Raw genomic sequence first — 26409 nt, 5'->3', positions numbered from 1 at the left:
CGACGTACAAAAGTGCGGGCCAGAGGAACCGTCAGGTGTCGGGTCGCCAGCACGTCGTTCCGTCGGCGACTCCTGTAGTAGAATTTGAAAGACATCGCTCGGATGACCGCACGCAGTCGCGCGGTCGACGAGCAAACGCTTTCAAATTCTACTATAGCGCGGTTCCCCATGTCTATCACCGTCACCGTCGCCGACGTGCATCGGATGACACCGGACGTGAAGCAGTTCCGGCTGGTCGCCGAGGACCACCGCTTTCGCTACGAGCCCGGGCAACACACCGCCGTCCACTTCGAACTCGACGGCGACGAGGAGACCCGTCCGTACACCGCCGCGAACCTCCCCGGGACGAACGAGCTCGTCCTCGCGATCAAGCGCTACGACGACGGCAACGGCTCCGTGTTCATGCACGAGCGACGGCCGGGCGACGAGATCGAGGTCGAACCCGTCGACGGCACCCTCTCCGTCCGCAGCTTCGCCCGCGACGCCGTCTTCGTCGCCACCGGGACCGGGATCACCCCCATCTACCCGATGGTCAAGCAGTACGCCCGCGTCGGCGTCGGCGACGCCCACCTCGTCTTCGGCGAGCGCGGCTCGTCAGTCGGCGTCGGTGGCGTCAGTCGGCGTCGGTGGCGTCAGTCGGCGTCGGTGGCGTCAGTCGGCGTCTCGGAACCAGCCGAGCGACGCCATCACCGCGACCGCGCTCGTTCCGGCGACCAGGGTCGGACCGGACGTGGCGACGCGGTAGACGAGGACGGCGGCGCCGGCGACCGGAGCGACGGCGGTCGTGCCGGCGGCGAGCAGACCGACGAGCGCCGCGTCGACGCCGCTGGCGCCCGGCGCGGGGACGACCGCCGCCGCGACGGCCGCCGGGATCACGGCCAGCAGGACGCCGACCGAGACCGATTCGCCGACCGCTCGGAAGGAGAGCCACAGCGCGGCGATCGTCAGCGCGTGGGCGACGGCGAGCAGGCCGACGAGCGTCGCGAGTTGCCGGGGCGACCCGCCGCGCAGGCGCGCCAGTGCGGTCCGAAACCGGCCGACCCGTTCGGCGATGGCCGCCCGGTCCGGCGGGGTGAAGCGGGGGACGATCCGGAGCGCGGCGGCGAGCCGGGCGGCCAGCGAGACGCCCCGCTCGGTCGCGCGGTCGCGGACCCGCCAGAGGCCGACCGCGCCCGCCGCGGCCAGGGCCACGAGGGCGACGCCGGCGGACGCGAGCCCGGCCACGTGACCGGCGTCCGCGGTCGCGAGCAGCGCGACGACGCCGACGACGCCGAACGCCCCGACGAGGACGTTGGTGAGGGCGCTGACGGCGACGACCGCGGCGACGCCGTCCTCGTAGTCGGCCGCCGAGGAGCGCGCGACGAGCAGGCCGTTGACCGGCGCACCGCCCGCCTGCCCGCCGGGGACGACCGTGCTGACGACCGTCGTCGCGACGTACGCGCCGAGGACGCGAGTCAGCGGGGCGTCGTGGCCGAGAATACCCAGTAGGACGCGGAGCGCGAGCCCGCGCGCGAGTAGCACCGCGACCGCGACGCCGGCGACCAGCGCGACCGTCCCGGCGTCCGCGCCGGCCAGCGCCGCCCGTATCGCCCCGGGACCGACGACCGCGACCGCTCCGGCGACGGCCGCCAGCGTCGCGATCACCGCCAAGGCCCTGCGCGCGGCGCGCCCGAGCGAGCGCTCCGAGCGGTGGATCGCGGAACTCACGCGACCACCCACTGCCGCGTCGACTCGCGACCGCCGCCGTCGGTCGGTCGCCGCCGCCCGTCCGCACGCCGCGGATAGTGCCCGTACATGTTCGATCGCCCGTCCCGCGTACCCGTCGAGATGGTACCCGCGTTTGGGGATACACGGGCATAACTGTGACGCGGGCGGAGACCGTCCCTCACCGCGCCGGACCGACCGATGGGCGCGGGGTAGAGCCGCGACGACGCGACGGTCGGTTCCGGCGCGGACGAAGAGCGGATCGGCGCTCGCGGGCGTCGAAAACGGCGCCTCGCAGTGCGAACTGCGGGGAGTGCTGATGGTCGGCCCCGAAGGCGACTGGGGCCGCCGCGCTCGGTCGTCAGTCGTCGGCTTCGGCGCGCTCGGCGCTCATCTCGACGAACCGCTCGCGGATCTCCGGCGAGGGGATCATGCACTGGGCCTTCTTGCCGAACACGGCGTAACGGTGACTCGCAACCGTATCGTAGACGACGTCCCGGAGCGGCCGCGGCACGATGCGCAACGCGCCCGCGAGCGACCAGGGGAACTCCAGCTCACGCGCGACCCGCAGCGCGGCCTCGGATTTCGTGTAGTAGTCGTCGCCGTCGACGAGGACGAACGTGTCGAAGTCGTAGTCCTCGAAGCCCACGTCGTCCAGCAACCGCTCGCCGGCGTCCGATTGCAGCGGCGCGAACCGGAAGACGCCCTCGGGGTCGTGGTCGATGACGAACTGGATCGACCCGTTACAGAGGTTGCAGACGCCGTCGAACAGCAGGATCGGCTTCTCGCGCGGAATGTCCTCGGCCATCGTCGGGAGTAGGCGGTCGACGCACTTGAAACACCCCACGCCCCCGGCCGACTGAGGGCCGACTCCGGGAGAAGGGGACGGTCACTCCGAGGGGCACTGCTCGCCGAAGGGGCCCTCGTCGTTCTCGCGGAGGCGAGCACTGGCCGAGTACGCTACCGTCGCGCCACCGGGCTCGCGCTCGCGGTTGGGGCTGCCGAAGTCGACCTCCGCCCAGGCGCACCGCCCGCGGGGCCAGGTGCCGTCCGGCAGGTCCGCGTCCACGGCGAGGTCGGCGTCCACGGCGTCGACCTGCAGGCGGTAGGCGGCGGGCTCGCCCGACCAGTCGCGGGTGACCCGCGTACTCGAGTCGTTCGCGACGGTCTCGGTCGTCGCCAGCAGCTCCGACCCGCCCGCCGAGAGGGTGACCTCGACCGTGATCGAGGCGCCGGTCCAGTTGTACAGCTCCATCCCGGTGAGGACGATCTCTTCGCGGCCGCCGCCGAGACAGCCCGCGAGTCCCGTCGCCGCCCCGGCGCCGACCGCCGCCAGGGCCGCCCTGCGGGTGAGCCCCGGCGACCCGTCGGTCGCCCGCTCCGCGCCGGTCCGGTCGGGCGACTCGCGGGTCATCGCACCCCTCGCGTCGCCGTTCGCTCACCGCTCGACGCGCCGTCGCGCACTCGGACCCCACACATGTCTCCGACCGAACGGACGCCCCGCTGGTAAGGATTTCCCCGCGAGACCGGCGGACGGACGCGACGGCGCGCCCGCCGTAGGGGACCGGGCCAGCGTTTAAGCCCCGCGGCCCCGACGAACGGGTCGATGCGGGAAGTCACGGTCGAGCGATTCGTCGGCGCGACGCCGGCCGAGGTGCGCCGAGCGCTCGAACCGAGCGTCGTCGTCGAGTACGAGGGGAGCTTCGAAGTGCTCGACATCGAGGAGCGCGACGAGGCGACCTTCGTGACCGCGGGCGCCCGCGGCGTCGGCGTCGCCCTCCGGTTCGAACCCCGGGAGGCCGGACTGCGATACGAGCAGGTCGGCGACGCCGGCCCGTTCGACGAGATGTGGACCGACCTCACCTGGGCGGCCGACGACGAGGGCACGCGCGTCACCGCGACCTCCGGGGTCGGCCTGGGGCTCCCGCTGGCGGCCGTCACGGACCGCGTCGCCGCCTGGAAGCGCCGGGGCGAACTCGACCGCGCGCTCGCCCGTCTCGCCGACGACCTCGGGTAGATAGAGCGGCGTCCCCGCGCCCGTCGGCGACGCCCGCCGCGGCGGGCCGCTGACATCTTTAAGTACGACGGTCTACTACGAACGTTCATGACAGACGACGGCCGGCCGCTCGCCCGGCGTATCGCGTCGTTCCGCGAGTGGGTCGAGGAGTGGCTCCACGGGCTCTATCACGGGATGGTCGAGCACCCCTCCTTCGAGAAGATCGAGAAGGAGGCCGAGGACGTCGAGGACACGTTCCTGTTCGCCTGTTTCGCCGACGCCTTCGGCATCCCGAGCCCGGTGTCGTACTACACGGTCGAACTGCTGCCGTACCTCGCCGAGGAGTTCGAGGCCTGGGAGCGGCGCATGTGGGACCGCGGGTCGTGGCTCGAACGCAAGGGCCAGCAGTACCACGTCCACTGATGTGGGGGGTCGACCGACGACGGACCCGACCGAGCGGCGTCGGATCGAGCGCCGCGAGACGACGGAGGGCCTGACCGTGGAGAAGTTCGTCTTCTTCGGCGGGAAGGGCGGCGTCGGCAAGACGACCGTCTCCTGCGCCTACGCGCTGAAGTGCGCCGAGGCGGGGCTGGACACGCTCGTCGTCTCGACGGACCCGGCCCACAGCACCGCCGACGTGTTCGACCAGGCCTTCGACGACGACCCGAGCGCGGTCGACGGCCACGAGGGCCTGTGGGCGATGGAAGTAGACCCCGACGAGGAGGTCGAACGGCACATGGGGGAGATCCGCCAGCGCATGAACGAGCAGGTCAGCGCCGCCATCGTCAACGAGATCGACCGCCAGATCGAACTCGCCCACCGGACGCCGGGCGCCTACGAGGCCGCGCTGTTCGACCGGTTCGTCCGGGTCATGCGCGACGAGGCGTCGTCAGACGCCTCGGACAGTGCGAGCGGGGAGGGACGACCCGCGAGCAGCGAGGCGCGACCGGAGGGAGCGCCTCGGAACGAGCGAGCGGTAGACGCCGCGAGCGGTGACTACGACCGGGTGGTCTTCGACACCTCGCCGACCGGCGGGACGCTGCGGCTGCTCGCGCTGCCGGAGTTCCTCGAAGGGTGGATCGAACGGCTCGTCGCCAAGCGGACGAAGTCGGTCGACCTGTTCGAGAAGGCGGCCGTCGGCGGCCGGGAGGCCCGCCGGAAGCTCGACGAGGACCCGCTGATCGCCCACCTGCAGGGTCGCAAGGAGCGCTTCGAGTTCGCCGGCCGGACGCTGCGCGAGGAGTCGGCCTTTTTCCTCGTTGTGAACCCCGACGAGCTGTCGATCCGCGAGACCGAGCGCGCGGTCGCGGAGATGGCCGAGCAGGACCTCGGGGTGGAGGGGCTCGTCGTCAACAGGGTGACGCCCGCGCCCGACGACGACGAGCGCGGCCGCGGCGCGACGTGGCTACGCGACCGCGTCGCGACCGAGCGCGAGCGGATCGACGAGATCCGGAGCGAGTTCGACGAACCGGTCGTCGCCGAGATCGAGTCGCGCGTCCGCGAGGTGAAAGGCGACCTCCTCGCGGCGGTGGCCGACGACCTCGCCGTCGACGTCGACGCGGCGTCCGTCGAAGCGTGAGACGGGACCGACCGCGCTCGCCGCCGGATCCATAACGCAGGGAACACCGCTCTCCCGCGAGGGAGGTATCGCACCGCGCACTGACCTGACACGGTCGCTCGTACCGCCGTTTTACGTCCAGTAAGTGTCGGATATAGTATATCATAATCTTCAAGTTTTATGGTGTTCTTTCGTGATGTACGGTGTGTGGTGACAACACATGGTACAGGTGATGTGGCTCGCGATAGCGGCACTGGCAACGTTCTCGGTGGGGTATCTCGGGTATTCGAGGTACCTGGCCCGGTTCGTCGAACTCGACGACGACCGAGAGACACCGGCACATAAATACGACGACGGACAGGAGTACGTCCCGTCGAAAAAGCCGGTCTTACTGGGACACCACTACTCGAGTATCGCGGGCGGGGCGCCGATCGCGGGGCCGATCACGGCCGCCGCGGCGTTCGGGTGGATCCCGGCGGTCGTCTGGGTCGCGGTCGGCAACCCGCTCTTTGGCGCGGTCCACGACTTCATGTCGCTGTCGTCGAGCGTCCGCCACGACGGCAAGTCGATCGGGTACATCATCGGGCAGTACGTCGGCGAGCGCGGCAAGGACATGCTGCTGTGGTTCGCGTACCTGACGATCATCCTCGTCATCGCCGCCTTCGCCTACCTGATCGGGCTGGTGTTCGACGCCTTCCCGTGGACGGCGACGGCGTCGTTCGTCTACATCGCGCTGGCGATCCTCTTCGGGGTGTACCTCTACCAGCTGAACGGCCCGTTCCTGCCGGGCGCCGTCGCCTTCGTGGCGATGGTGTTCGGCGGCGTCTGGGTCGGCCTGGAGTACCCCGTCGCGCTGTTCGCCCGCGAGGGGCTGCCGGCCGAGACGATCGTCCTGCTGGGGAGCAGCGGCGACTTCCTCCCGATGGCGAGCGCGACCAACCCCAACATGGCCGGCTGGGTGCTCGTGACCGTCCTCTACGCCTTCGCCGCGAGCGTCCTGCCCGTCTGGGTGCTGCTTCAGCCCCGTGACTTCCTCACCTCCAGCCTGCTGTACGTCGGCGTCGGCGGCATGATCCTCGGCGCCATCGTCGGCACGGTCGTCGGCTTCACCGACATCACGATCAACGTCGCTTCGGCCGGTATCGAGGGCGTCCAGGTCACGTCGCTGACGACGCAGATCCCCGGCTGGACCGGCTTCATCCACCCTGAACTGGGGGCGCTGTTCCCGTTCCTGTTCGTCACCATCGCCTGCGGGACCATCAGCGGGTTCCACTCGCTGGTCTCCTCGGGGACGACCGCGAAGCAACTCGACCGGGAGAGCGACGCCCGGCTCATCGGCTACGGCGGGATGCTCGGCGAGGGCCTGCTCGCGATCACCGCGATCCTCGCCGTCTCGCTGGTCGTCGGCGCGGGCGACTCGCTCAGCTCCGCGCTCGTCACGTTCCCCGCCGGCGGCGGCGCCCTGCTGACGGTCTTCGGCGTCGGGGTCACCGCCGCGGCGACGTTCATCGGCCTCGTGTTCGTCAGCTTCCTGCTGACCAGCACCGACACCGCGATGCGACTGGGTCGGTACATGCTCGAGGAGATCGTCGGCACGCCCGAGACCGACCTCGAACGCACCGTCACCAACCGCTACGTCAACGCCGGCGTCCTCTCGCTGGCGGGCTACTTCCTCGTCGCCTCCGGCCAGTGGTCGAACATCTGGCCGCTGTTCGGCGGCGCCAACCAGGCGCTCGCGGCGCTCGCGCTGCTGGTCGCGACCGTCTGGCTCGCCAACTGGGACGACAACAAACAGCTCGTCAGCACCGGCGTGCCGCTGGTCTTCATGCTCGCGGTGACCGTCATCGCGCTCGCGACCATCGGCCTCTACCGCAACCCGACCGCACTCGTGGCCGGCGAGTACAGCGGACTCGTCGGCGCCGCGTCGCTCGCTCTCCAGAGCGTCATCGCGCTGGTGCTCGTCGGGCTCATCTTCGGGCTCGTCTGGTTCAGCTACGACAACGTCAAGGAGGCCCGCGGCGGCCTCGACCGCGAGGCCATCGTCGGCTCCACCGAGGGCGGCGGCGTCGAACCCGGCGACGACTAGAACAGCCGACTCAGGAGTCCCGACGACTCCGCTTCCGGCTCGGCCCACAGCGCGAACGCCCGGTCTAAGTCCGTCGCCCGACTCGTCGCGATCTCCTCGCGCTCGGGCGCCACCACGACCAGGTTCACCTCGTAGTGACCGTAGTAGCCGTACCTGATCAGCGTCCGGTCCTTGAACCGCTCGACGAACTCGCGAACCGCCTCGGGAATCCGCGGCACGACCAGCGCCACCGTGAAGTCCGTACTGAAGTGTTCCTCGTCGGCGTCGATCCACTCGTCGGCCAGGTCGTGGGCCCACTCGACGAGCGCTTCCAGGTCCGCGACGCCGACGCCGTCCCGGCGGGCGACGAACAGGTGCTCGGTCGAGCCGTGGTTCGCGTAGTTCAGCGCCGCGTGGAACAGCTGCTTGCGGCTCTCGATGTCCATCCGCCCGTACAGCGCGAACGGCTCGCCCGCCACCGTTCGCTCTTTCTCCAGGTCGAAGTTGTGCAGCAGCCGCCCGCTCACCCGCTCGACGTACTCGTCCTCCCAGACCGGCACGTCCTCGGGCGCCTCTTCGCCCGTCGCGGTCGCCTCGTCCGGGTCCGCGCTCCCGCCCCCCGCGCCGTCGCGTCCCCCGCGGTCGCTCATCGCTCGCCTCCCTCGGCGACGCGGCCGTCGCCGACGCCCCGACCACCCGCGGAAACGTGGTGGCATCTCATACCACACTCGTCGGGCGGGGGCGGTAAAAACGTCTCCCCGGAACGCGTCCCCGGTGACGGTCGGTAGTAGGCTGCCCGCATCGGCCGGGATCCGAGGACAGCGGTCGATCCTGTCGTGAATTCGCACGCCAAGCAACCTTTAACCCCGACGAGTGCAAACCACCGTTGAATCGATGGCTCCGAAAGACACCGAGGCGTGCGGTCGCTGTAGCATGACCAGCGTCGTCAGTGCCGCGAGCGAGGGCGACGACGACGGCGACCGCGACCCGTTCGGCGACGCGCGCATCGAGGTCCCCGAAGACCAGCTGCGCCGCGTCGCGAAACCGCAGATCCTGATAGCCCGGGCGAAGCGCCGGATCGACCGAGTCGCGACGAAGATCACCTACGGGCGATAATGGAGGAGAGCGTCTCCGGCTTCAAGACCCGCGGGGGATGGGTCGACGCGGTCGAACACGGCGAGCGCATCGTCCGCGCGCTGAAGGACCTGCGCGAGGACGGCGAGGACGACGTGTCGCTGGCCGCCCTCGACGAGTTCGACGAGTGGCGGCCCAAGAGCCACGAGCGGCTCGACGAGGACGTCAACGAGAAGACCGCCGACCAGGCCAGCGTCGAGGAGGGAGAGGGCGAGAAGGCGGGGAAAGACCCCGACGAGGACCTCCAGAAAGCCGGCGAGAAGCTCACCGAATCCTACGAGAACCTCGAAGACGAGGACACCGACGCGGCCGTCGACAAGTGGAGCGAGTCCCTCGACTACGTCGCCCGCGCGGCCGACTCGGCCGGTCGGAAGGCCGTCCGGAAGGTCGAGGACGCGGTCTACCGCAACGTGATGACCCAGATCGCGCCCTACTACTTCGACAACGAACTCGTCAGCGCGAACCTCCAGCGGGTCAACGGCGACGACCGTCCGGAGTACGTCTTCGAGATCAACGTCAACGACGACGACCTGAAGATCAAGGTCTCGAACAAACTGGCCGACTACGAGTCGACGGTCGACCGCTGGCACGTCGACACCGAGAAGGCCACCGACGCCGCCGAGGCCGCCGAGGGCGTCGAGGCGCCCGACCTGGGGGACCAGGCCGACTCCGAGACGACCTGACTCGGGTCGCTCGACCCGTTTCCCTCCGCTGTCCCGCACCGCAGTCGGCAGGCTATTATACCAACCGCCGTTATCCGACCGCAGATGGCATCGCTGGCGATACTGGTGGTCGCGGCTCTGGCGAGTCTGTTCATGGCGTGGGCGATCGGCGCCGGTTCCTCGGGGTCGACGCCCTTCGCACCCGCGGTCGGGGCCAACGCGATCTCGGTGATGCGGGCCGGCTTCGTCGTCGGGATCCTCGGGCTGGCCGGCGCGGTCTTTCAGGGCGCGAACGTCACCGAGGCGGTCGGACAGGAACTCATCCGCGGCGTCACGCTCTCGCCGACCGCCGCCGTGGTCGGCCTGCTGACCGCGGCGACGCTGGTCGCGATCGGCGTCTTCGCGGGCTACCCGATCGCCACCGCGTTCACCGTCACCGGCGCGGTCGTCGGGGTCGGCCTCGCGCTCGGGGGCGACCCCGCGTGGGCCAAGTACCGCCAGATCGCCGCGCTGTGGCTCGCCGTCCCGTTCGTGGGCGGCGGCATCGCCTACGCCACCGCCCGCCTGCTCAGGAGCGAGGGCGTCCCCGAGCGGCTGGCGGTCCCCGCGCTCGCCGGCGTCGTCGGCATCATCCTCGCCAACGTCGAGTTCGTCTTCCTCGGGCCGCCCGGCGAGCAGGCCTCCGTCGTCTCCTCTGCGGTCGCCGCGATCGGCGGCCCCTCGCTCGCCGTCGGCGCGACCGTCTCGCTGCTGGTCGCCGCCTGTACCGCCTTCGCCCTCTGGTGGGACGTGCGCGAGGACAGCCAACGCGGCCAGCGGCACTTCCTGCTGGTCCTCGGCGGCCTCGTCGCCTTCTCCGCTGGGGGGAGCCAGGTCGGCCTCGCGATCGGGCCGCTGGTCCCCCTGCTGGACCCGTTCGACCTCCCCATCGTCGCCGTCCTGCTGGGCGGTGGCCTCGGCCTCCTGATCGGCTCCTGGACCGGCGCGCCGCGGATGATCAAGGCTATCTCGCAGGACTACTCCTCGCTGGGCCCCCGGCGGTCGATCGCCGCGCTCATCCCCTCGTTCGCCATCGCCCAGACCGCCGTCTTCTTCGGGATCCCCGTCTCGTTCAACGAGATCATCGTCTCCGCGATCATCGGGAGCGGCTACGCCGCCGGTAACAACGCCGTCAGCCGCGAGAAGATGGCCAAGACCGTCGCCGCCTGGGTGGGGTCGTTGGCGCTGGCGCTGGGGGTCAGTTACGGGGCGTTCGTCGCCGTCGACATCGTGCTGTGAGTTCCTCGGCGTCGATGCCCCTCGTGGAGTTCGAGCAGGAACGCGACCGATCCCGCTCCCAGCAGCCCGACGACCGTCAGGACCAGGCGCCGTCGCGCCCGAGAGTCACCGACCGCGAGCGTCCGGAGCCGCCGATCCGCGAGCGTCCGAAGCGGTCGACCCGCGAGCGAGTCCATCGTCGGGTGGAGCGGCGGGGCGAGGAAAGTCGTTGGGGACGCGTCTCGCGACGCGAGTCAACACGCACCACGCGGCGAGCCGAAAAAGAACGCAGCGTCGCCTCGACCGGAGGCCGGTCGCGAACTTACTCGTCGTCGCCGAGCAGCTCGGCGGGGTCCTCGCCGCCGCGCTCGGCGATCCGGGCGTTGATCTGGCGGGTCGCCTCGCCGACCTCGCGGCCGCGGACGGTGACGCGCTTGCGCTCGCCGTCGCGGCCCGGCTCGTAGCCCGTGCCGCCTTCGAGCATGATCTGCTTGAGTTCCGTGCCGCGCACGTCGTCGCGCATCGGGCGACCGGTCTCGTCGGAGCCGCCGGTGATCTCGACGGTGTAGCCCGAGAGCCCGACGCTCCCGCCGTCGACTTCCTCACCGATCTCGCGGCCGATGAACCGGTTGGCGTCCTGTCCGTCGATCTCGACCTGGTAGGTGTGGCCGTCCTCCGGGTCGGAGACGGCGACCGTGAAATCTGCCATACCCGGTCGAACTCGGCGCGCGTTCAAAAGCCCGTCGGAACGCCCCGTCCGTCGCTGTCCACGCCGAGCCACCCGCTCGAACGGCTCGGCGGCACCTCGTCTCACCACCGCACGTTGCCCCTCCCCGTCGTCACCGTAGATCCAGCGTGAACCCCGTCTTCGCCTCCGAGTCGAACCCGCAGGACTCGTAGAACTCGTGTGTCCACGCCTCGTCGGACCCGGTCAGCAGCATCACCTTGTAGCAGCCGCGTTCGCGCGCCCGCTCGACCGCCCCTTCGACGCACTGGGTGCCGAATCCCTCCCCACGATACTCCTCGCGGGTCACCACGTTCTCGACTAGCGCGAACGGTCGCGCGCCCCGCGTCAGGTTCTTCGTCACCGACAGCAGGCAGGTGGCGACGAGCCGCCCGTCGTGCTCGACGACCACGATGTCGAGATCCGCGTCGGCGATCATCTCGTCCCACTGGCCCGCTACCTCCTCGGGAGCCAGTTCCGGGTCGGCGGGGTTGAGCTGCCGGTACAGTTCGAGCAGGTCGTCCAGTTCGTCCCGACGAACGGATCTAACCGTGGCCGTCGACATTCGTCTCGCTCTCCGGAGGGTCGCTCCGTCAATCCCGTGGTCGTACCGGATGCGACCCGCTTCTATCCCAAATACTTTGACACGATGGGCCGAACGCTCGCCCATGTCCGGCTGGTCCCCTCCGAAACTGTCGCGCGGTATCGTCGCCGGGTTCGGGCTCGCCTCGGCCCTGATACTGGCGTACGCGCTGCTGATCCAGGGCGCGCTCCTACTGGGACTCCTTCCGGTGTTACTCATCGGGTTCGGCTACCTCGTCTGGCGAGTCGTCGCCGCCGTCGAGGCGATTGCCGACGGCGTCCAGCGGATCGCCGAACAGATGGAACGGGAGTAACCGGACAGTCCTGTCGGCCGGAAATAATTTATCGAGTCCGTGCACAGACCCACTATGGCCGAGGCGTCCACACGGCTGGTTCCCCGTCCGTGGCTCGTCGTCGCTGCGCTCGCCTACGCCGTCCTGTGCTGGTACGCGGTCGTGATCAAGGGGTCGCTGCTGCTCGCCGTCGCCCCGCTGGTCGTCGTCGCCGTCGCCTACGGACTGTCCCGCCGGGCCGTCCCCGCGTAGCGCCGTCACTTCGAGGCGCTCAGTCCCGTTCGACCCCCACCACGGTCGAGACGCGGGCGTTCTCTTTCAGCCGTAGTCCCGCGCCGCCGACCGACAGTGGCACGTGCGCGAGTGACGACAGCGCCAGCGTCGGGTGGAACGCGCCGCGAGCGACCACGGCATCGCGCGTCTGTACTCGTGCGACCGAATCCTCGGGGACCGAAAGCGACTCGTTGTACTCGATCAGGTACTGGCCCGCGTCGAGGTGCCACCACTCGTAATCGTCGTCCTCGTCCCGGTACTGCCGGTCGTGTGGGTCGAGATCCGCCGCTTCGAGTTCGCCCCCGCCGAAGTCCACGCGGCCCGGCTCGGCGACCTCGTAGACCTCCGCCACCGTCAGGTCGAGGCCGCGCCCCTCCGTCTGGGTCGGCTCGTGGACGATCCCGTCGACGAACGCCGTCAAGTCTGTCACGGCCGTGTCTCCGACCCCTCCGGGCAAAAGGGTGGGGTCGGTGTTCGGTTCGAGTGCGGGTCGAGCAGTGGCGTTCGCGCGAGCGAAGCGAGCGAGGACACCCGACGACAGAAGGGACGGTTGTAGTTAGCAGACCGGCTTCGGGTCGACGCCCATCGCTTCGAGCGCGCTCGCGTACCCCTCGTAGGCGGCCGCGACCACGCTCTCGGCGGCCCCCCGGGCGCGTTCCCAGTCGGCGTCCGTCTCGCAGCCCGACTCGAGCAGGTCGACACCTTCCTCGAGCCGTTCCTGTGCGTCGCTCCGCAGCTCCCGCGCCAGGTCCGCCCGGCCCTCGTCGGCTTCGTTGACGAAGAAGTTGATCACCTGCAGCAGCGTCCGGTCGGCGACCAGCGGACGGCCGACGAACCCCGCCGCCAGCCGCTCGACGGTCCCGTCGGTGTCGGCCAGCGCGGCGTGTAGCGGCGCGTCCGTCCCGTCGATGGTCGCCGCGGCGTCGGCGTCGTCGTTCGGTAACTCGGCCAACGAGGCGACGACGCGGTCGAACTGTTCGGTCTCGGCCGCTGCGGTCGTCCCGAAGGCCGAGGCCGCGTCGCCGGTGGCCTCCTCGGCCCACTCCGAGAAGGTATCGCGACCGCTGGCGGCCGATTCGGCGACCGAGCGCAGGACCGGCGCCCGCTCCAGGTCGGCGCCGGTCGCGGCGATGAGGTACTTGTCCGACCCCAGCCGGTCGAGTTCCGTCGCCCGCGCCTCGCGGACCGCTTCGAGGAGTTCCTGACCGTTCATATCCCGTCCGTTGGGCGGCCGGACGGGTATACCTGCGGTCGGCGCGGTCGCGTCCGGCCGACAGCGGGTCGACGCGTCGGCGACCTTTATATCGGGGGCCCGCGTCGTCCCGCCACGCGATGTCCGGACCGGTCGAGATGCTCGTCGAGACGCTCGGGTCCCAGCGGCTCGTGGTCCAGGCGCTGGTCGGCGGACTCGTCATCGCCGGGCTCAACCTCCTGGGCGCGTCGCTGGTGTTCGTCTGGCGCGACCCCTCCGAGCGCGCGCTGGACGGCGCGCTTGGCTTCGCCGCCGGCGTCATGCTCTCGGCGAGTTTCACCAGCCTGATCCTCCCGGGGATCGAAGCGACGCCCGGCGGCAACCCCCTGCCGGTGCTCGGCGGCGTCCTCCTCGGCGCGCTCGCCCTGGACCGAGCGGACGTGCTCGTCCCGCACGCACACTACCTGCTGACCGGGAAGCGCCGGGCGGACGCGGCCGACCCCGGCGACGGCCTGCCCATCGACGACGACCGCCTCGCCTCCGTCGTCCTGTTCATTCTCGCTATTACCCTGCACAACATGCCCGAGGGGCTCGCCGTGGGGGTCGGCTTCGGCTCGGCGGCGGCCGGCGACGCCTCCATCGGGAGCGCCGTCGCGCTCATGCTCGCCATCGGCATCCAGAACATCCCCGAGGGACTGGCCGTCTCGGTCGCCGCGGTCAACGCGGGCCTCGACCGCCGCTTCTACGCCGCCGTCACCGGGATCCGTTCGGGACTCGTCGAGATACCGCTGGTCCTGCTGGGCGCGCTGGCGGTGACGCTCGCGGCGCCGATCCTGCCCTACGCGATGGGCTTCGCCGCCGGCGCGATGCTGTTCGTCATCAGCGACGAGATCGTCCCCGAGACCCACCTCCGGGGCAACGAGCGAGTCGCGACGCTCGGGACGATGGCCGGCGTCGTCGTCATGCTGTATCTCGACGTGTCGCTCGGGTAGCGCCCGCCGGCCGGTCGACGGGGTCGTCCGCGGCGTTCGATCGCCCGGAAGCGACCGACTTAGGTGCGCGCGGCGACTACGGAGGCTGTGACACCGCTGCGCCCGGTCGCCCACGCCGCGCCCTCGCCGGACCCCGGCCTGCTCGGCGTCCACCTGCTGGCGGGCGTCGGATCGGGGCTCCTGCTCGCGCTGGCGGTCGCGGCGCTCGGCCAGCGGGGCTCCCGGTCGTATCTCCTGGTCGTCCTCGCGCTGGCCGCCCTGCTCGCCCGTACGCTCGTCTCCGCGCTCGCGATGTTCGGCCCGCTCGACGCCGGCATGCACCACTTCGCCGAGCACGCCCTCGACGCCATGCTCGCGACGTTCCTGCTCGGCGCCATCTACTACGCGCGTTCGGCCGGCCCGAGCGCCCCCGAGGAGCCGCAGTGACGACGACAGACCGCTCACAATGACCGACACCGACACTCGCGCCCGTGTGGCCGCCCACGTCGCGGACAACCCGGGCGTCTACTTCAGCGAACTCGTCCGCCGGCTCGACCTGGCGCCCGGACAGGTCCAGTACCACCTGCGGAAGCTCGACGACCGCGTCGTCGCCGCCGACCTCTACGGCCGCACCCACTACTACCCGCCCGACTGCGACGCCTTCGAGCGGCGCGCGCTCGCGGTCCTCCACCGCGAGACCGCCGCCGACATCGTCGTCTTCCTTCTCCGGAACGGGCCGACGCCCGCCGCCGAGGCCGCCGACGGCGTCGGCGTCGCCCGGAGCACGCTGGAGTGGCACCTCGAACGGCTGACCGACCTCGACCTCGTCGCCAAGCGCCGCGACGAGCGCGGCCGCGTGACCCTCGTGCTCGAAGCGCCCGAGGAGACCGCCCGACTGCTTCGCACCGTCGAGCCGTCGCTGCCGGCGCGACTGGTCGACCGGTTCACCCGTCTGGTCGACCGCCTGCTCGCCGAGTAGGCCGACGGGACAGCCGAGTGGCGCGGACGGTCGGGCGACCGGGCGGGGCTCGGACCCGCGCCCGTCGACCCCGGCCGCTTTCGACTGCCCGACCAGAACCCCCTTGTCCGACCGGTCGCTAGTGTCGCCGATGCCACCCAGTCGCCAGCGCGGGGTCTCGCGCCGGGAGTTCGTCAAGGCCGCCGTCGCCATCGGCGGGTCCGCGGCGCTGTCGGCCTGTCTCGGTCGGGAGAGCCCCGACCTCCCGCAGGGACCCGACGACCTCTCGGGACTACCCCGCCGCCAGCACGCCTGGAACGACGCCCTCCGCACCGACGACCACGGCAACCACGTCCCGCCGAAACACCACCTCCTGGTCTATCTCGACTACGCCGGCGACGGGACGCCCACCGGGACCGATCGCGAGACCGTCGAGACCGCCCTCCGGTCGCTCGAACGCGCCTACCCGCCCAATACCGACGACGGCGACATCGGCCTCCTCTCGACGATCGGCTACGCCCCCGCCTACTTCGAGCGCTTCGAGGGGGGACTGCCCGAGAGCGTCGACCTGCCGGCGCCCGAGGCGCTCGCGCCCTTCGAGGACCCCGTCCCGGACGAACCCGACGCCGTCGTCCACCTCGCCAGCGACTACGGCTCGGTCGTCCTCGCCGCCGAGGAAGGGTTGCTCGGCGAGCGCTCGTCCGTCAACGGTCGCGAGATGGACGCCACCTTCGACGGCGTCTTCGAGCGGGCCGCCCTCGCCGAGGACGGCCGCGCGCGCCGGACCGGGTTCATCGGCGACGGCCTCCCCGCCGACAACCAGGACGTGGCGGGGATCCCCGATTCGGAGCCAGTCCCCGAGGAGTCGCCGCTGTACATGGGGTTCGAGTCGGGCTTCGAGAAGACCCAGGCCACCGAGGACCGGGTCACCATCGCCGATGGCCCCTTCGCCGGTGGCACCACCCAGCACGTCTCCTCGATGGACCTCAACCTCACCCAGTGGTACGAGCAGGACAGCCGCGAGCACCGCGAGGCGTCGATGTTCTGTCCGGCCCACGCCGAGAACGGCGCGATCGAGGGGACCGGCGAGAACCTCGGGAACTCCAGCGGCGTCGGCGGCTGCGCCGAGACGGTCGAAGAGGACGCCCGCGAGGGGGTCGTCGGCCACGCCCAGAAGAACGCCCGCGCCCGGGAGGACGGCCGCCCGGTCATGCTCCGCCGGGACTTCGACTCGACCGACGGCGACCGCGCGGGCCTGCACTTCCTCGCGTTGCAGGAGTCGATCGCCGACTTCGTCGGCACCCGCGAGGCGATGAACGGCACCGACGCCGCCGCCGAGGGCGCCGTCGGCCAGCGCGCCAACAACGGCATCCTCCAGTACATCAACGTCCGCCGGCGGGGCAACTACCTCCTCCCGCCACGGGAGTCGCGGGCGCTCCCGACGCCCCGCCCCGGCGAGTGACGGGCCACGTCGGCCGCAGTCCTAGCAGCGACCGCCGGCGCGCTCCGACGCGTCGGCGCTTTCGAGAACCCAACCAGAAGCCGCTTTTGCGCATAGCGATTAGGGCCGGACATGCACAGACGACGCTTCCTCGCCGCGGGCGCCGCCGCGGCGTCGGTGGGGCTCGCAGGGTGTCGGTCGCTCTTTCAGACCCGCTCGGCGCGGTCGCCGCCGCTGGTCGAAGACCGGCCCGACGCCGTCTACGTCCCCAGCCACGTCGAGGGGATGGAGATGGTCGGGATGGGATCCGCCGGCGACTTCCGAGTCGCACTGACCTACAGCTACCCCCATCGGTTCTGGCTCGTCAGCGGTGACAGCACCGAGAAGGTCGAGATCGAGGGGTCGGACTCGCTGCACCTCATGACGACCGTCTGGGACCCTGAGACGGAGACCGTCCTCCCGCACGGCTCGGTCACGGCGACGATCACGCTCGACGGCGAGACGCTCACCAGCGGCAAGTCGCTGTGGCCGATGCTCTCCCAGAACATGGGCGTCCACGCCGGCGACAACCTCGAACTCGACGGCGCGGGCACCTACGACGTCGACGTGACGGTCCCGCCGCTCCCGACCCGTCGCGCGGGCGCCTTCGACGGCCGCTTCGATGAACTGGGCAACGCCTCGTTCTCCCTGGAGTTCTCCCAGTCGGCGCTGGAGGAGATTTCCTACGAGACGCTGCCCGACCGGCAGGGCGAGCGCGACGCGCTCGACCCCATGTCGATGGACATGATGCCCGTCTCCGCGACGCCCGCACCCGGGGAGATGCCGGGGACCGTCGTCGGCGAGGGCTCCAGCGGCGACGCCCGGTTCGTCGTCGCGCGACTGGAGTCGCCGCCGGCCGGCGTGGACGGCGAGGGGTCGTATCTCGCAGTCTCGATGCGGACGCCGTACAACGGTAATCCGATCCCGCAGGCGTCGCTGTCGGCGACGGTCACGCGCGACGGGACGACCCGCTACGACGGGTCGCTCACCCCCACCGTCGACCCCGACCTGGGGTATCACTACGGCGCCGTCGCGGACGTGGAGTCCGGCGACGACCTGACGCTCTCGGTCGACGCCGTCCCGCAGATCGCCCGCCACGAGGGCTACGAGACCGCGTTCCTGTCGTTCGACGAGCTGTCGCTGACGGTGGGTGAATAGGTCCGCGAGTTCGAAAGTGCGGCTCGGGGAGTGGGGGTCCGCTCGCTACTCCCGGCCGGGCAGTGAGACGCCGCGGGCCGAGAGCAGGTGGTCGACGCCGCCGACGAGGACGAACACGAGTCCGAGCGCCGTCGCGGCGAGGTGGAGTTCGCCGAACCAGATGGGGACCCAGGCGAAGGTGCCCTGGAGACCGGCGACCGCTTCGGAGAGCAGCGGGATCTTGTCGTCCGGGGCGGTCAGGGCCGCGGAGCCGTTCGCGGCGGTCATCCGCGGTAGGGGCGTCTTCGTCGGCGTCGCGGTCCCGCCCTCGGTGGCGGTAGCGGTGGCGGTGCCGTCGGTCGGCGTCGAACCGCCGTCGTAGCTGCCCGCGTACTCGCCGTAGGGGAGCCGGTCGGCCTCGTAGACGATGCCGGGGCCGCTCCGGGCGGCGGCGCCGACCGAGACGTTCCAGACCATCTCGCCCTGGGGGTTGACCTCGATCACGCGCCGGTTGCGCGAGTCGGCGATCAGCGTGTTGCCGTTGGGGAGGCGGTCGGCGTCGCGGGGCCAGGTGAGGGCGATACCGCCGGCCCGGTCGACCGCCCAGACGGGCTCCCAGTCGCCGTCGTCGGTGCGGTGGAGCTCGACGACGCGGTCGTTCTCGCTGTCGGCCACCAGCACCGCGCCGTCGCCCAGCCACTGCGGGTTGTGCTGCTCCTTGATGACGCTCGGGTCGCCACAGCGCACGTCGCCGTCGCCGTCGGCGTCGGTGAGCCGCCCGCTCTTGAGACAGTTGGCGTCGCTCGTCCCGTCGTCCTCGTTGATCACCTCGACGACGCCGTCGCCGCGCTCGACGATCAGGAGCTGGTTGGCGTTGCGTACCGAGACGAGGAAGCGCCCGTCGCCGATGGAGTCCACGTCGTTGATGTGCAGCCAGTCGCGGCTCGTCGGGTCGTCGGGCGCCTCGTAGCGCTCGCTGGCGCGCCACTCCCAGACCTCGGTGCCGTTCTCGACCACGACGACCCGTTCGGCGTCCATGTCGGTGTAGACGATGCCGCCCGACCCGGTGGCGTCGGCGGCGTGGACCTCGCTGTTGGTGATCGAGCCGACCGGGAAGCTGTACTCCGAGAGGATCTCGCCGCTCCCGGGCTCGATGACCCGGTAGCCCGTCCGAGCGCACGGGGCCGAGCGGTCGCCACAGTCCTCGGAGCTCTCGTTGGCGAAGGCGGCGAGGACGCTCCCGTTGTCGAGCCTGCTCACCTCGAAGTAGCCGTCGGCCTGCGTGTTGCGCCAGGCCACCGACCGGCCGTCGAAGGCGACGACGCTGCCGTGGGTCACCCAGCCGCCCTGGTTGCCGACGAGCGTCTGGGGCTCGTCGGACGAGGGCGTGCCGGACGGAGCGGCCGTGGCGTCGGGGTCCGACGGGGCCGCGGTGTCGTCCGAGGAGGGCGTGGGGGTCGCCGGGGCGTCGACGCCGCCGGCGGACCCGGAGGGAGCGGTCGCGGCGCCGACGACCATCGTCGCGACGAAGAGGCCGACGCCGAGCAAGACCAGAGCGCTGCCGCGCGATACGTCCATCGTGGCACGTTTCTCCGCCTCGTTCGCGAATAAGCTTTCGGGTCCGTGACGGGTCGGTGCCGGTGGTCCTCCCCGGTCGGCGACCCCGTCGGACGGCGCGACGGCTCCCGGGGCGAGAGCGGGCTCGGAGAGACGGCGGACCGGTCAGTTGTCGTCGTCGTCGAGGCCGCCGCCCCAGTTCAGGGCGTCGGCCTGCTTGCCGCCGGTACCGCCGGTGCCGCCGTTGCCGCCGCCGCCGAAGCGCTTGACTGCGGCGCCGAGCGCGGCGACCGCGGCGACGGCTCCCGCACCTGCGTACGGGAGCCAGTCGGGTTCCACGTCGAAGCCGTCCAGCGGGCCGCCGCCGCTGGCGCCGCCACCGCCGCCGGTCGTCGCCGTTGGTGTCGGGGCCTCGGTCGGCGTCACCGTCGGTCCGGTCGCACCGCCGGACGTCGTCGTGGGCGTCGCCGTCCCAGTCGGGGTCACGGTGCTCCCGCTCGGCGCGTCGGTCGGGGTCGGCGCCTCGGTTGGCGTCGCCGTCGGGGTGTCGGTCGGCGTCGTCCCCGCGGGCGTGTCGGTGGGCGTCGGCGTGGTGCCCGGTGTGTCCGTCGGTGTCGCCGTCGGGGTGTCGGTCGGCGTCGTCCCCGCGGGCGTGTCGGTGGGCGTCGGCGTGGTGCCCGGTGTGTCCGTCGGTGTCGCCGTCGGGGTGTCGGTCGGCGTCGCCGTGGGGGTCGCGGTGTCGCTCGGGGTCGCCGAGGGAGTCGGCGTCTGGACGGTGTTTGGCGGATCGAGCGCGGCGATCTCGGCGCTGGCGAGGTAGACGGTGTCGTTGCCGAAGGCGGCGGTCGTCCGCAGCGGCGCGGCGGTGTCGTAGGCCCACCGCTCGCTCCCGTCGGCCGCGTCGAACGCGTAGATGCTCTCGTTCTCGCTGCCGACCGTCACGAGGTCGCCGGCGACGCCGGGTTTGGCGCGGATCGCCCCGCGGGCCTCGGCTCGCCATCGGCGGTTCCCTTTCGTATCGAAGGCGTAGAGCGTCCCGGCGACCGTCCCGACGTAGACGGTGTCGCCGGCGACGGTCGGCGCCGCCCTGACCGCCGCGTCGAGATCCCTCGACCAGCGTTCCGTCGCCCCGTCGTCGCTCTCGACGTTCACCGCGTAGAAGCGGCCGTTGCTGTTGCCGACGTAGACGGTGTCGGCGGTGGCCGCGGGGGCCGCGGCAGTCCCTCCCGCTCGGAAGCCCCACAGCTCCTCGCCGCTCGCGGCGTCGAACGCCGAGACGACGCCGCTGGGCGAACTCGCGTAGATGCGGTCGCCGCCCACCGCCGGACTGGTTCCGCCCTTGTCGACGCGGCCGGTCCACCGTTCGGTTCCCTCCGCGCGGTCGATCCCGTAGAGTCGTCCGCCGGAGTCCAGGGCGACGATCAGGTCCGACCACTGGACCGGTGGCGCCGGGATCGGGCCGACTTCGCCCTCGTCGGGCGGGAAGGTCCACCGTTCGGTCCCGTCGCCGGTTTCCAGAGCGCGGACGGTGCCGTCGGCGGCGCCGAGGTAGACGCCGTCGGCGTCGGTGACCGGCCCCGTCAGGTCGGCGTCGGCCTCGTACCGCCACTGCTCGCCGCCCTCCGCCGGGTCCAGCGCGTAACAGACCTGCGTGTCGTCGGCGGTGTAGAGCGCGTCGTCGGTGAGCGCCGGCGACCCGGTCGCGGTGCCGTCGGTCGCGTACGTCCACCGGGTCGTCACCGCGTCGAACGACGCGCGGTCGATGACGGTCTGCGAGCCGCTCTCGACGGCCACGTAGAGGCCGCCGACGACCGCGACCATGTCGTTGACCACGGAGAGGGACGGGTCGTCGACCGGCAGGTCGGCCCGCCAGGCCTCGGTGCCCTCGTTGCGGCCGCCCCACAGGTACGCGTAGACGGTGTCCTCGGCGGTCGCGACGTAGATGGTCTCGTCCGTGGCGATCGGCTTGCGACTCGCCGGCGAGCCGAGGTCGACCGACCAGCGCTCGTCCCCGCCGATCGCGTTCAGGGCGTGGAGCGTCCCGTCGGCCGTCGCCACGAACACGGTGTCGCGCGCGACGGTCGCGCCGCCGACGACCGCGCCCCCCACGTCCGCTCGCCATCGGGCCTCGCCGTCGACCCTGTCGATGGCGTACACCGTCCCGCCGGTGTCACCGATGTACACCTGGTCGCCGCTGACGACGGGCGGCACGTCCTCCGTCGGATCGTCGGCCTCGAACTCCCAGCGGGGGCTCCCCGCCTGGGACTCGCGGGCGACGACGGTGCCCGTCTCCGTCGCGAAGAAGGCGCGCTTCGGGCCGCGTGCTGGCGCCGCCGCGATCGGGTCGCCCGCATCGAACGTCCACCTGCGGGCGCCGCCGTCGCGACCGAGCGAGTAGCAGGTACCCGCCTCGGTCCCCGCGAGGACGCGCGAGTCGGTGACGGTGACCGGCGCCGAGACGGCGCCGTCGACCTCGGTGCGCCAGTATCGCTCCTGAGAGGCGGTCCGGACCGCCAGCACCGCGGCGCCGTCGTCCATGAACGCGGTCCCGTCGGAGACGGCGGCCGCCGCCGGGGACCCGCCGTCGCCGTCGGTCCCGTACCGCCACTGCGTCTCCCCGGAGGCGCGGTCGAGCGCGTAGAGACTGCCGTCGGCGCTCCGGACGTACGCGCGGACGTCGTCGAACGTCGGCTCGCCGGTCGCGCCGATCGCCCGGTCCCACCGGACAGCGATACCGTCGTTCGGTCCGTTCGCGCCGCTGTATCCGGTGTTGCCGTCGTCGAAAGCGAACATCGGCCACCTGCGGGAGGCGGCCGCGTCCGCCGCGCGGTCGGCGGGAGCGCGGTCGGCCGGGACCTGTTCGCCGGCGACGGCAGAGAGGGTCGAACCAGCGACGCCGGCCGCGGTCAGGCCGGCGAGGAAGCGCCGCCGCGTCGGTGCGGGGCGTGTCGTGTCTGAGTGCGGGGTCGTATCGTCCATCCAGCGGACCTCTGCAGGGGAGTCGTCCGGGCCCGTCAAATATCTTGTCGCACGCCGCTTGCGAGCGCAGGCGACCGAACGGCCCCGGTCGGGCGTCTTCGCCTCGCCCCGCGGCCGTCGTGGACGGCCGGGCGCACCCGCCAGTCAGCCGTCGACGGCCGTCACCACTCCAGTTGCCCGCCGCTCTGGTACTCGGTCACCTGCGTCTCGAAGAAGTTCTTCTCCTTGTTGAGGTCCGCGGCCTCGGACATCCAGTCGAAGGGATTGTCCGTCCCGTACTGCTCGGGGAGGTCGAGCTGCGAACACCGCCGGTCCGCGACGTACTCGACGTACTCGGCGAACTGCTCCGGGCCCATCCCGAGAATCTCGTCGGGGCAGGCCTCGCGGGCGTAGCGGGCCTCCAGCTCGACGGCCTCGCGGACCAGTTCGATCACCTCGGCCTCGAAGTCGTCGGTCCAGGCGTCGGTCTCGGTCCGGATCTGGTCGATCAGGTCGACGCCGAACCCCAGGTGCAGCGACTCGTCGCGCATGATGTACTCGAACTGCTGGCCGATACCGGTCAGCTTGTTCTGGCGTTTGAGCCCGAGCATCATCGCGAACCCGGCGTAGAAGAAGATGCCCTCCATGACGACGTAGAAGCCGATCAGGTCCCGGAGAAAGGCTCGCACGTCCTCGTCGTCGTCGATGGTGAAGTCGGGGTCGTCGACGACGCGGGTGAGGTCGACGACGAAGTCGTCTTTCGCCTCGATGGCGGGGATGCGGTCGTACATGCCGTAGAGGTACTCGGGGTCGAACCCCAGCGAGTCACAGCAGTAGATGAACGTGTCCGTGTGGACGGCCTCCTCGTAGGCCTGCCGGAGCAGGTACTGGCGACACTCCGGGGCGGTGACGTAATCGTAGACCGCGAGGACGATGTTGTTGGCCGTCAGCGACTCCGCGGTCGAGAAGAAGCCGAGGTTCCACTCGACGAGGTCCTTCTCGGCTTCCGTGAGCGTGCCGTCCTCGTACTGTCTGGCGTCCTCGCCCATGGGGATCTCCTCGGGCGTCCAGTTGTTGGCGACGCCCGACTGGTAGTACTCGCGGGCCCACTCGTAGTCCATCGGCAGGATCTTGTTCGGGTCGTGCGTGTCGTTGTCCGTCGTGTAGGTTATCGGCATCGTGGATATCTCCCTGAGTTCGGTCTCACTGGCAGGCGTCGCAGGTCGGGTCCTCGACGCTCGGCAGGTCGCCGTCGGCGCGGTCCCCGTCGGCGCCTGCCGACTCGTCGCTCGCGCTCCCGTCGCCGTCGGCCACGTCGCCGCCGCGCTCTTTCGTCTGGGTGCGGCCGTACTCGCCCATGTCGAGCGTGGACTTCTCGAACTGGCTGGCGCCCAGCGTCCGCAGGTAGTAGGTCGTCTTCAGGCCGAGATCCCAGGCGGTCTCGTACACGTCGGCGAGGAGGCTCCCGTCGGTCTCGGGGAAGAAGACGTTGTGGCTCTGGCTCTGGTCGATCCAGACGCCGCGGGCCGCCGAGAGGCGGAGCTGGTGGCGCGGGTCGACCTCGAAGGCGGTGCGATAGAGCTCCCGCAGGTCGTCGGGTATCTCCGCGATCTCCTGGACCGAGCCGTCGTGGAACTTGATCCGGTCGCGGATCTCGTCGGTCCACAGGCCCCGACCTTCGAGGTCGGCGACCAGGTCGTCGTTGACGACGGTGAAGTCGCCGCTCATGTTCGACTTGACGTAGAGATTGGAGTAGAGCGGCTCGATCGAGGCGGAGGTGCCGGCGATGGTCGAGATGGTCGCCGTGGGCGCGACGGCCATCGTGTTCGAGTTGCGCATGCCGTGCTCGGCGACGTGTTCGCGGACCCGGTCCCAGTCGAGTCGCTCCTCGACGTCGACGTCGACCTCGCGGCCGCGCTCCGCTTCCAGCAGGTCGACGGTGTCCTGCGGGAGCAGGCCGCGGTCCCACTTCGACCCCTCGTAGCTGTCGTAGGTGCCGCGCTCGGCGGCGAGCTTCGAGGAGGCCAGGATGGCGTTGTAGGCGACGAACTCGGTGACCTCGTCGGCGAACGCGACCGCCCGCTCGGAGTTCATCGGGACGCGCTGTTCGATCAGCGCCTCGTGGAAGCCCATCATCCCCAGCCCGATGGGTCGATGGGTCATGTTCGAGTCCGCCGAGCGGTCGGTCGGGTAGAAGTTCAGGTCGACGACGTTGTCGAGCATCCGCATCGCCGTCTCGACCGTGTCTTCGAGCTTCTCGCGCTGGATGCCGTCGCTCGCGGTTTCACCGCTCGCGTTTTCCGCGGCGCTTCGCGCCGCGCCAGTCACGTGCTCCGAGAGGTTCACCGAGCCGAGGTTACAGACGGCGGTCTCCTCGGTGGAGGTGTTGAGCGTGATCTCGGTACAGAGGTTCGACGAGCGGATCGTGCCGGCGTGGTCCTGGGGCGATCGGACGTTGCAGGCGTCTTTGAACGTGATCCAGGGGTGGCCGGTCTCGAAGAGGCGAGTGAGGGTGTCGCGCCAGAGGTCGGCGGCGTCGACGCGCTCGTACTGGCGCAGTTCGCCCGCGTCGGCCTTCCGTTCGTACTCGCGGTACAGCTCCTCGAACTCCTCGCCGTGAGCCTCGTGGAGGTCCGGGACCTCGTCGGGCGAGAAGAGGGTCCACTGTTCGTCCGCCGCGACCCGTTTCATGAACAGGTCGGGCACCCACGCGGCGGTGTTCATGTCGTGGGTGCGCCGGCGCTCGTCGCCGGTGTTGCGCTTCAGGTCGAGGAAGTCGGGGTAGTCCAGGTGCCACGGCTCCATGTAGGCGCAGGCGGCGCCGCGGCGCTTGCCCGAGCGGTTGATCGCGGCGGTCACGTCGTTGGAGATCTTGAGGAAGGGCACGGTCCCCGTCGACTCGACGCCGGTCGACTCGATGAGCGAGCCCGACGCCCGGACGGGGGTCCAGTCGGTTCCGAGGCCGCCGGACCACTTCGAGAGCTTGGCGTGGGACTTGTAGGCGTCGAAGATGCCCTCCAGGTCGTCGGGGACGGTCGTGACGTAACAGGAGGCGAGCTGGGGGTGCGTGGTGCCCGCGTGGAAGAGCGTGGGCGAGGAGTGGACGAACCGCAGCGTCGAGAGCAGTTCGTAGAACTCGCGTGCGCGGTCGGCGCGGTCGTCGACGGGTTCGCGCAGGGCGATGCCCATCGCGACGCGCATCCAGAACGCCTGTGGGAGTTCCAGCGGGTCGCCGTCGTCGTCGAGGAAGTACCGCTGGGCGAGCGTGTCGACGGCGATGTGGTCGAAGCGCTCGTCGCGCTCGGGCCGGATCGCCGCCGCCATCTCCGCCAGGTCGTAGGTCAGGAGTCGCTCGTCGACGATGTCGGCGCGGACCCCCTGCTCGATCCCCTCGACGAACGCCTCGCGGTAGGCGTCGGCGTAGTCGTCGTCGAGGTCGGCGTCGTCGGTGACTCGGCCGTCCTCGTCGGCGGGGAGCGCCCAGCCGTCGCCGGGCGGGTCCTCGCCGGTGACGGCGCGGAAGTGCTTGCGGCGGGCGACGCGGGCGGCCGCGTCGTCGTAGGCCGGGTGGCGCTCGATGCGGGCGGTCAGCTCCCCCACGATGCCCTCGTCGCGGTCGTCGGCGTCGACGCCGTCGTACAGCGAGCGTTCGACCGATTCGACGAGCTCGTCGAGGGTCTCGTCGTCGATGATGTCTTCGTGGCCTGTGCGTGCGCGCTCCAGGACGGAGCGGATCGTCGACTGCGCTGTCAGCGTACTCATGGTAGTGTCGCCACTGTTCGGTGGCAAAGCGGCACACGCGGCCGCTCGGCTACCCGGGCGATCCCGCCCGAAACCGCCGAATACGGCCGCTCGCGGTGCGTTCGTTCCTGACCGGCCCCGCCCGAATAAAGCTTTCCAACACCGCT

General features: G+C 71.0%; 27 protein-coding genes and 1 pseudogene. 15 read left to right on the top strand and 13 right to left on the bottom strand.

From position 1 onward, the window contains the following. Positions 1 to 102 precede the first annotated feature (102 nt). Positions 103 to 390 (top strand): annotated as a pseudogene (locus HZS55_RS22925) (FAD-binding oxidoreductase); the annotation flags it as partial. A 261-nt stretch (positions 391 to 651) separates the two neighbouring features. Here the strand turns inward: HZS55_RS22925 and HZS55_RS07395 are convergent. The 3 genes from HZS55_RS07395 to HZS55_RS07385 form a co-directional block, all read right to left on the bottom strand. Then, the gene (locus tag HZS55_RS07395; RefSeq protein ID WP_179911059.1) at positions 652 to 1707 is read right to left on the bottom strand and encodes a lysylphosphatidylglycerol synthase domain-containing protein; all 1056 of its coding nucleotides are present in this window, start codon (positions 1705 to 1707) and stop codon (positions 652 to 654) included. A gap of 358 nt (positions 1708 to 2065) precedes the next feature. Beyond that, positions 2066 to 2512, bottom strand: a complete 447-nt coding sequence (locus HZS55_RS07390) for a thiol-disulfide oxidoreductase DCC family protein (protein ID WP_179911058.1) — start codon at positions 2510 to 2512, stop codon at positions 2066 to 2068. 81 nt (positions 2513 to 2593) lie between these two features. Beyond that, a complete protein-coding gene (locus tag HZS55_RS07385; protein WP_179911057.1) occupies positions 2594 to 3118 on the bottom strand; it encodes a hypothetical protein in 525 nt (174 codons plus the stop codon). A gap of 192 nt (positions 3119 to 3310) precedes the next feature. On the opposite strand from HZS55_RS07385, the gene HZS55_RS07380 reads away from it, so the two are divergent. The 4 genes from HZS55_RS07380 to HZS55_RS07365 all read left to right on the top strand — a co-directional run bounded on the left by HZS55_RS07380 (position 3311) and on the right by HZS55_RS07365 (position 7344). Continuing rightward, positions 3311 to 3721 (top strand): SRPBCC family protein, encoded by a 411-nt coding sequence (locus HZS55_RS07380; RefSeq protein WP_179911056.1) that lies wholly within the window; start codon positions 3311 to 3313, stop codon positions 3719 to 3721. 87 nt (positions 3722 to 3808) lie between these two features. Further along, entirely contained in the window at positions 3809 to 4123 is a 315-nt protein-coding gene (locus HZS55_RS07375; RefSeq protein WP_179911055.1) for a hypothetical protein, read from the top strand. Between the two features lie 76 nt (positions 4124 to 4199). Then, positions 4200 to 5279 carry an ArsA family ATPase gene (locus HZS55_RS07370; protein WP_179911817.1) on the top strand — a complete coding sequence of 360 codons (1080 nt, stop codon included), beginning with the start codon at positions 4200 to 4202 and terminating at the stop codon, positions 5277 to 5279. A gap of 199 nt (positions 5280 to 5478) precedes the next feature. Continuing rightward, entirely contained in the window at positions 5479 to 7344 is a 1866-nt protein-coding gene (locus HZS55_RS07365; RefSeq protein WP_179911054.1) for a carbon starvation CstA family protein, read from the top strand. Here HZS55_RS07365 and HZS55_RS07360 read toward each other — a convergent pair. Further along, complete coding sequence (locus tag HZS55_RS07360; protein ID WP_179911053.1) at positions 7341 to 7973, bottom strand: hypothetical protein; 633 nt, start codon at positions 7971 to 7973, stop codon at positions 7341 to 7343. The two genes, HZS55_RS07365 and HZS55_RS07360, sit on opposite strands and share 4 nt — an antisense overlap. 244 nt (positions 7974 to 8217) lie before the next feature. On the opposite strand from HZS55_RS07360, the gene HZS55_RS07355 reads away from it, so the two are divergent. From HZS55_RS07355 to HZS55_RS07345, 3 genes are all read left to right on the top strand, one after another. Continuing rightward, positions 8218 to 8439: a hypothetical protein gene (locus HZS55_RS07355; RefSeq protein ID WP_179911052.1), complete on the top strand. Its 222-nt coding sequence runs from the start codon at positions 8218 to 8220 to the stop codon at positions 8437 to 8439. Further along, entirely contained in the window at positions 8439 to 9140 is a 702-nt protein-coding gene (locus HZS55_RS07350; protein WP_179911051.1) for a DUF5828 family protein, read from the top strand. Before HZS55_RS07355 ends, HZS55_RS07350 begins: the two co-directional genes overlap by 1 nt. 84 nt (positions 9141 to 9224) lie before the next feature. After that, a complete protein-coding gene (locus HZS55_RS07345; protein ID WP_179911050.1) occupies positions 9225 to 10397 on the top strand; it encodes an inorganic phosphate transporter in 1173 nt (390 codons plus the stop codon). Here HZS55_RS07345 and HZS55_RS07340 read toward each other — a convergent pair. The 3 genes from HZS55_RS07340 to HZS55_RS07330 form a co-directional block, all read right to left on the bottom strand. Continuing rightward, positions 10361 to 10573, bottom strand: coding sequence for a hypothetical protein (locus HZS55_RS07340; RefSeq protein ID WP_179911049.1), 213 nt, complete (start codon positions 10571 to 10573; stop codon positions 10361 to 10363). The two genes, HZS55_RS07345 and HZS55_RS07340, sit on opposite strands and share 37 nt — an antisense overlap. Positions 10574 to 10698: 125 nt before the next feature. Next, entirely contained in the window at positions 10699 to 11085 is a 387-nt protein-coding gene (locus HZS55_RS07335; protein WP_179911048.1) for a 30S ribosomal protein S6e, read from the bottom strand. Between the two features lie 130 nt (positions 11086 to 11215). Then, complete coding sequence (locus tag HZS55_RS07330; RefSeq protein WP_179911047.1) at positions 11216 to 11770, bottom strand: GNAT family N-acetyltransferase; 555 nt, start codon at positions 11768 to 11770, stop codon at positions 11216 to 11218. Here HZS55_RS07330 and HZS55_RS07325 point away from each other — a divergent pair. Further along, the gene (locus HZS55_RS07325) at positions 11769 to 11996 is read left to right on the top strand and encodes a hypothetical protein (protein ID WP_179911046.1); all 228 of its coding nucleotides are present in this window, start codon (positions 11769 to 11771) and stop codon (positions 11994 to 11996) included. The genes HZS55_RS07330 and HZS55_RS07325 overlap by 2 nt on opposite strands. A gap of 54 nt (positions 11997 to 12050) precedes the next feature. Then, positions 12051 to 12227, top strand: a complete 177-nt coding sequence (locus tag HZS55_RS07320) for a hypothetical protein (protein WP_179911045.1) — start codon at positions 12051 to 12053, stop codon at positions 12225 to 12227. Positions 12228 to 12246: 19 nt separating this feature from the next. On the opposite strand, the gene HZS55_RS07315 is transcribed toward HZS55_RS07320, so the two are convergent. Continuing rightward, the gene (locus HZS55_RS07315) at positions 12247 to 12678 is read right to left on the bottom strand and encodes a dCTP deaminase/dUTPase family protein (protein ID WP_179911044.1); all 432 of its coding nucleotides are present in this window, start codon (positions 12676 to 12678) and stop codon (positions 12247 to 12249) included. 126 nt (positions 12679 to 12804) lie between these two features. Beyond that, complete coding sequence (locus HZS55_RS07310; protein ID WP_179911043.1) at positions 12805 to 13461, bottom strand: rubrerythrin family protein; 657 nt, start codon at positions 13459 to 13461, stop codon at positions 12805 to 12807. Positions 13462 to 13580: 119 nt separating this feature from the next. Between HZS55_RS07310 and HZS55_RS07305 the strand changes: the two genes are divergently transcribed. The 5 genes from HZS55_RS07305 (at position 13581) to HZS55_RS07285 (ending at position 18007) form a co-directional block, all read left to right on the top strand. Further along, positions 13581 to 14432: a ZIP family metal transporter gene (locus tag HZS55_RS07305; protein ID WP_179911042.1), complete on the top strand. Its 852-nt coding sequence runs from the start codon at positions 13581 to 13583 to the stop codon at positions 14430 to 14432. Positions 14433 to 14519: 87 nt separating this feature from the next. Next, entirely contained in the window at positions 14520 to 14858 is a 339-nt protein-coding gene (locus tag HZS55_RS07300; protein ID WP_246308380.1) for a DUF7471 family protein, read from the top strand. A gap of 19 nt (positions 14859 to 14877) precedes the next feature. After that, positions 14878 to 15390 carry a winged helix-turn-helix transcriptional regulator gene (locus HZS55_RS07295; protein ID WP_179911041.1) on the top strand — a complete coding sequence of 171 codons (513 nt, stop codon included), beginning with the start codon at positions 14878 to 14880 and terminating at the stop codon, positions 15388 to 15390. Between the two features lie 130 nt (positions 15391 to 15520). After that, positions 15521 to 16831 carry a DUF7405 family protein gene (locus HZS55_RS07290; RefSeq protein WP_179911040.1) on the top strand — a complete coding sequence of 437 codons (1311 nt, stop codon included), beginning with the start codon at positions 15521 to 15523 and terminating at the stop codon, positions 16829 to 16831. 111 nt (positions 16832 to 16942) lie between these two features. Next, positions 16943 to 18007 carry a DUF7350 domain-containing protein gene (locus HZS55_RS07285; RefSeq protein ID WP_179911039.1) on the top strand — a complete coding sequence of 355 codons (1065 nt, stop codon included), beginning with the start codon at positions 16943 to 16945 and terminating at the stop codon, positions 18005 to 18007. A 45-nt stretch (positions 18008 to 18052) separates the two neighbouring features. Here the strand turns inward: HZS55_RS07285 and HZS55_RS07280 are convergent, their stop codons facing one another. The 4 genes from HZS55_RS07280 to HZS55_RS07265 all read right to left on the bottom strand — a co-directional run bounded on the left by HZS55_RS07280 (position 18053) and on the right by HZS55_RS07265 (position 26263). Continuing rightward, positions 18053 to 19564, bottom strand: coding sequence for an aryl-sulfate sulfotransferase (locus HZS55_RS07280; RefSeq protein ID WP_179911038.1), 1512 nt, complete (start codon positions 19562 to 19564; stop codon positions 18053 to 18055). Positions 19565 to 19708: 144 nt separating this feature from the next. Beyond that, positions 19709 to 22522: a PQQ-binding-like beta-propeller repeat protein gene (locus HZS55_RS07275; protein WP_179911037.1), complete on the bottom strand. Its 2814-nt coding sequence runs from the start codon at positions 22520 to 22522 to the stop codon at positions 19709 to 19711. Between the two features lie 161 nt (positions 22523 to 22683). After that, entirely contained in the window at positions 22684 to 23679 is a 996-nt protein-coding gene (locus HZS55_RS07270) for a ribonucleotide-diphosphate reductase subunit beta (protein ID WP_179911036.1), read from the bottom strand. A gap of 25 nt (positions 23680 to 23704) precedes the next feature. After that, a complete protein-coding gene (locus tag HZS55_RS07265; protein WP_179911035.1) occupies positions 23705 to 26263 on the bottom strand; it encodes a ribonucleoside-diphosphate reductase subunit alpha in 2559 nt (852 codons plus the stop codon). Positions 26264 to 26409: the final 146 nt, after the last annotated feature.

Origin of the sequence: Halosimplex rubrum (genome assembly GCF_013415885.1) — an archaeon.
In the GTDB taxonomy this organism is placed as follows: Archaea; Halobacteriota; Halobacteria; order Halobacteriales; family Haloarculaceae; genus Halosimplex; species Halosimplex rubrum.
The sequence above is the reverse complement of the archived record's forward strand: the minus strand, read 5'-3'. Positions and strand labels throughout refer to the sequence as shown.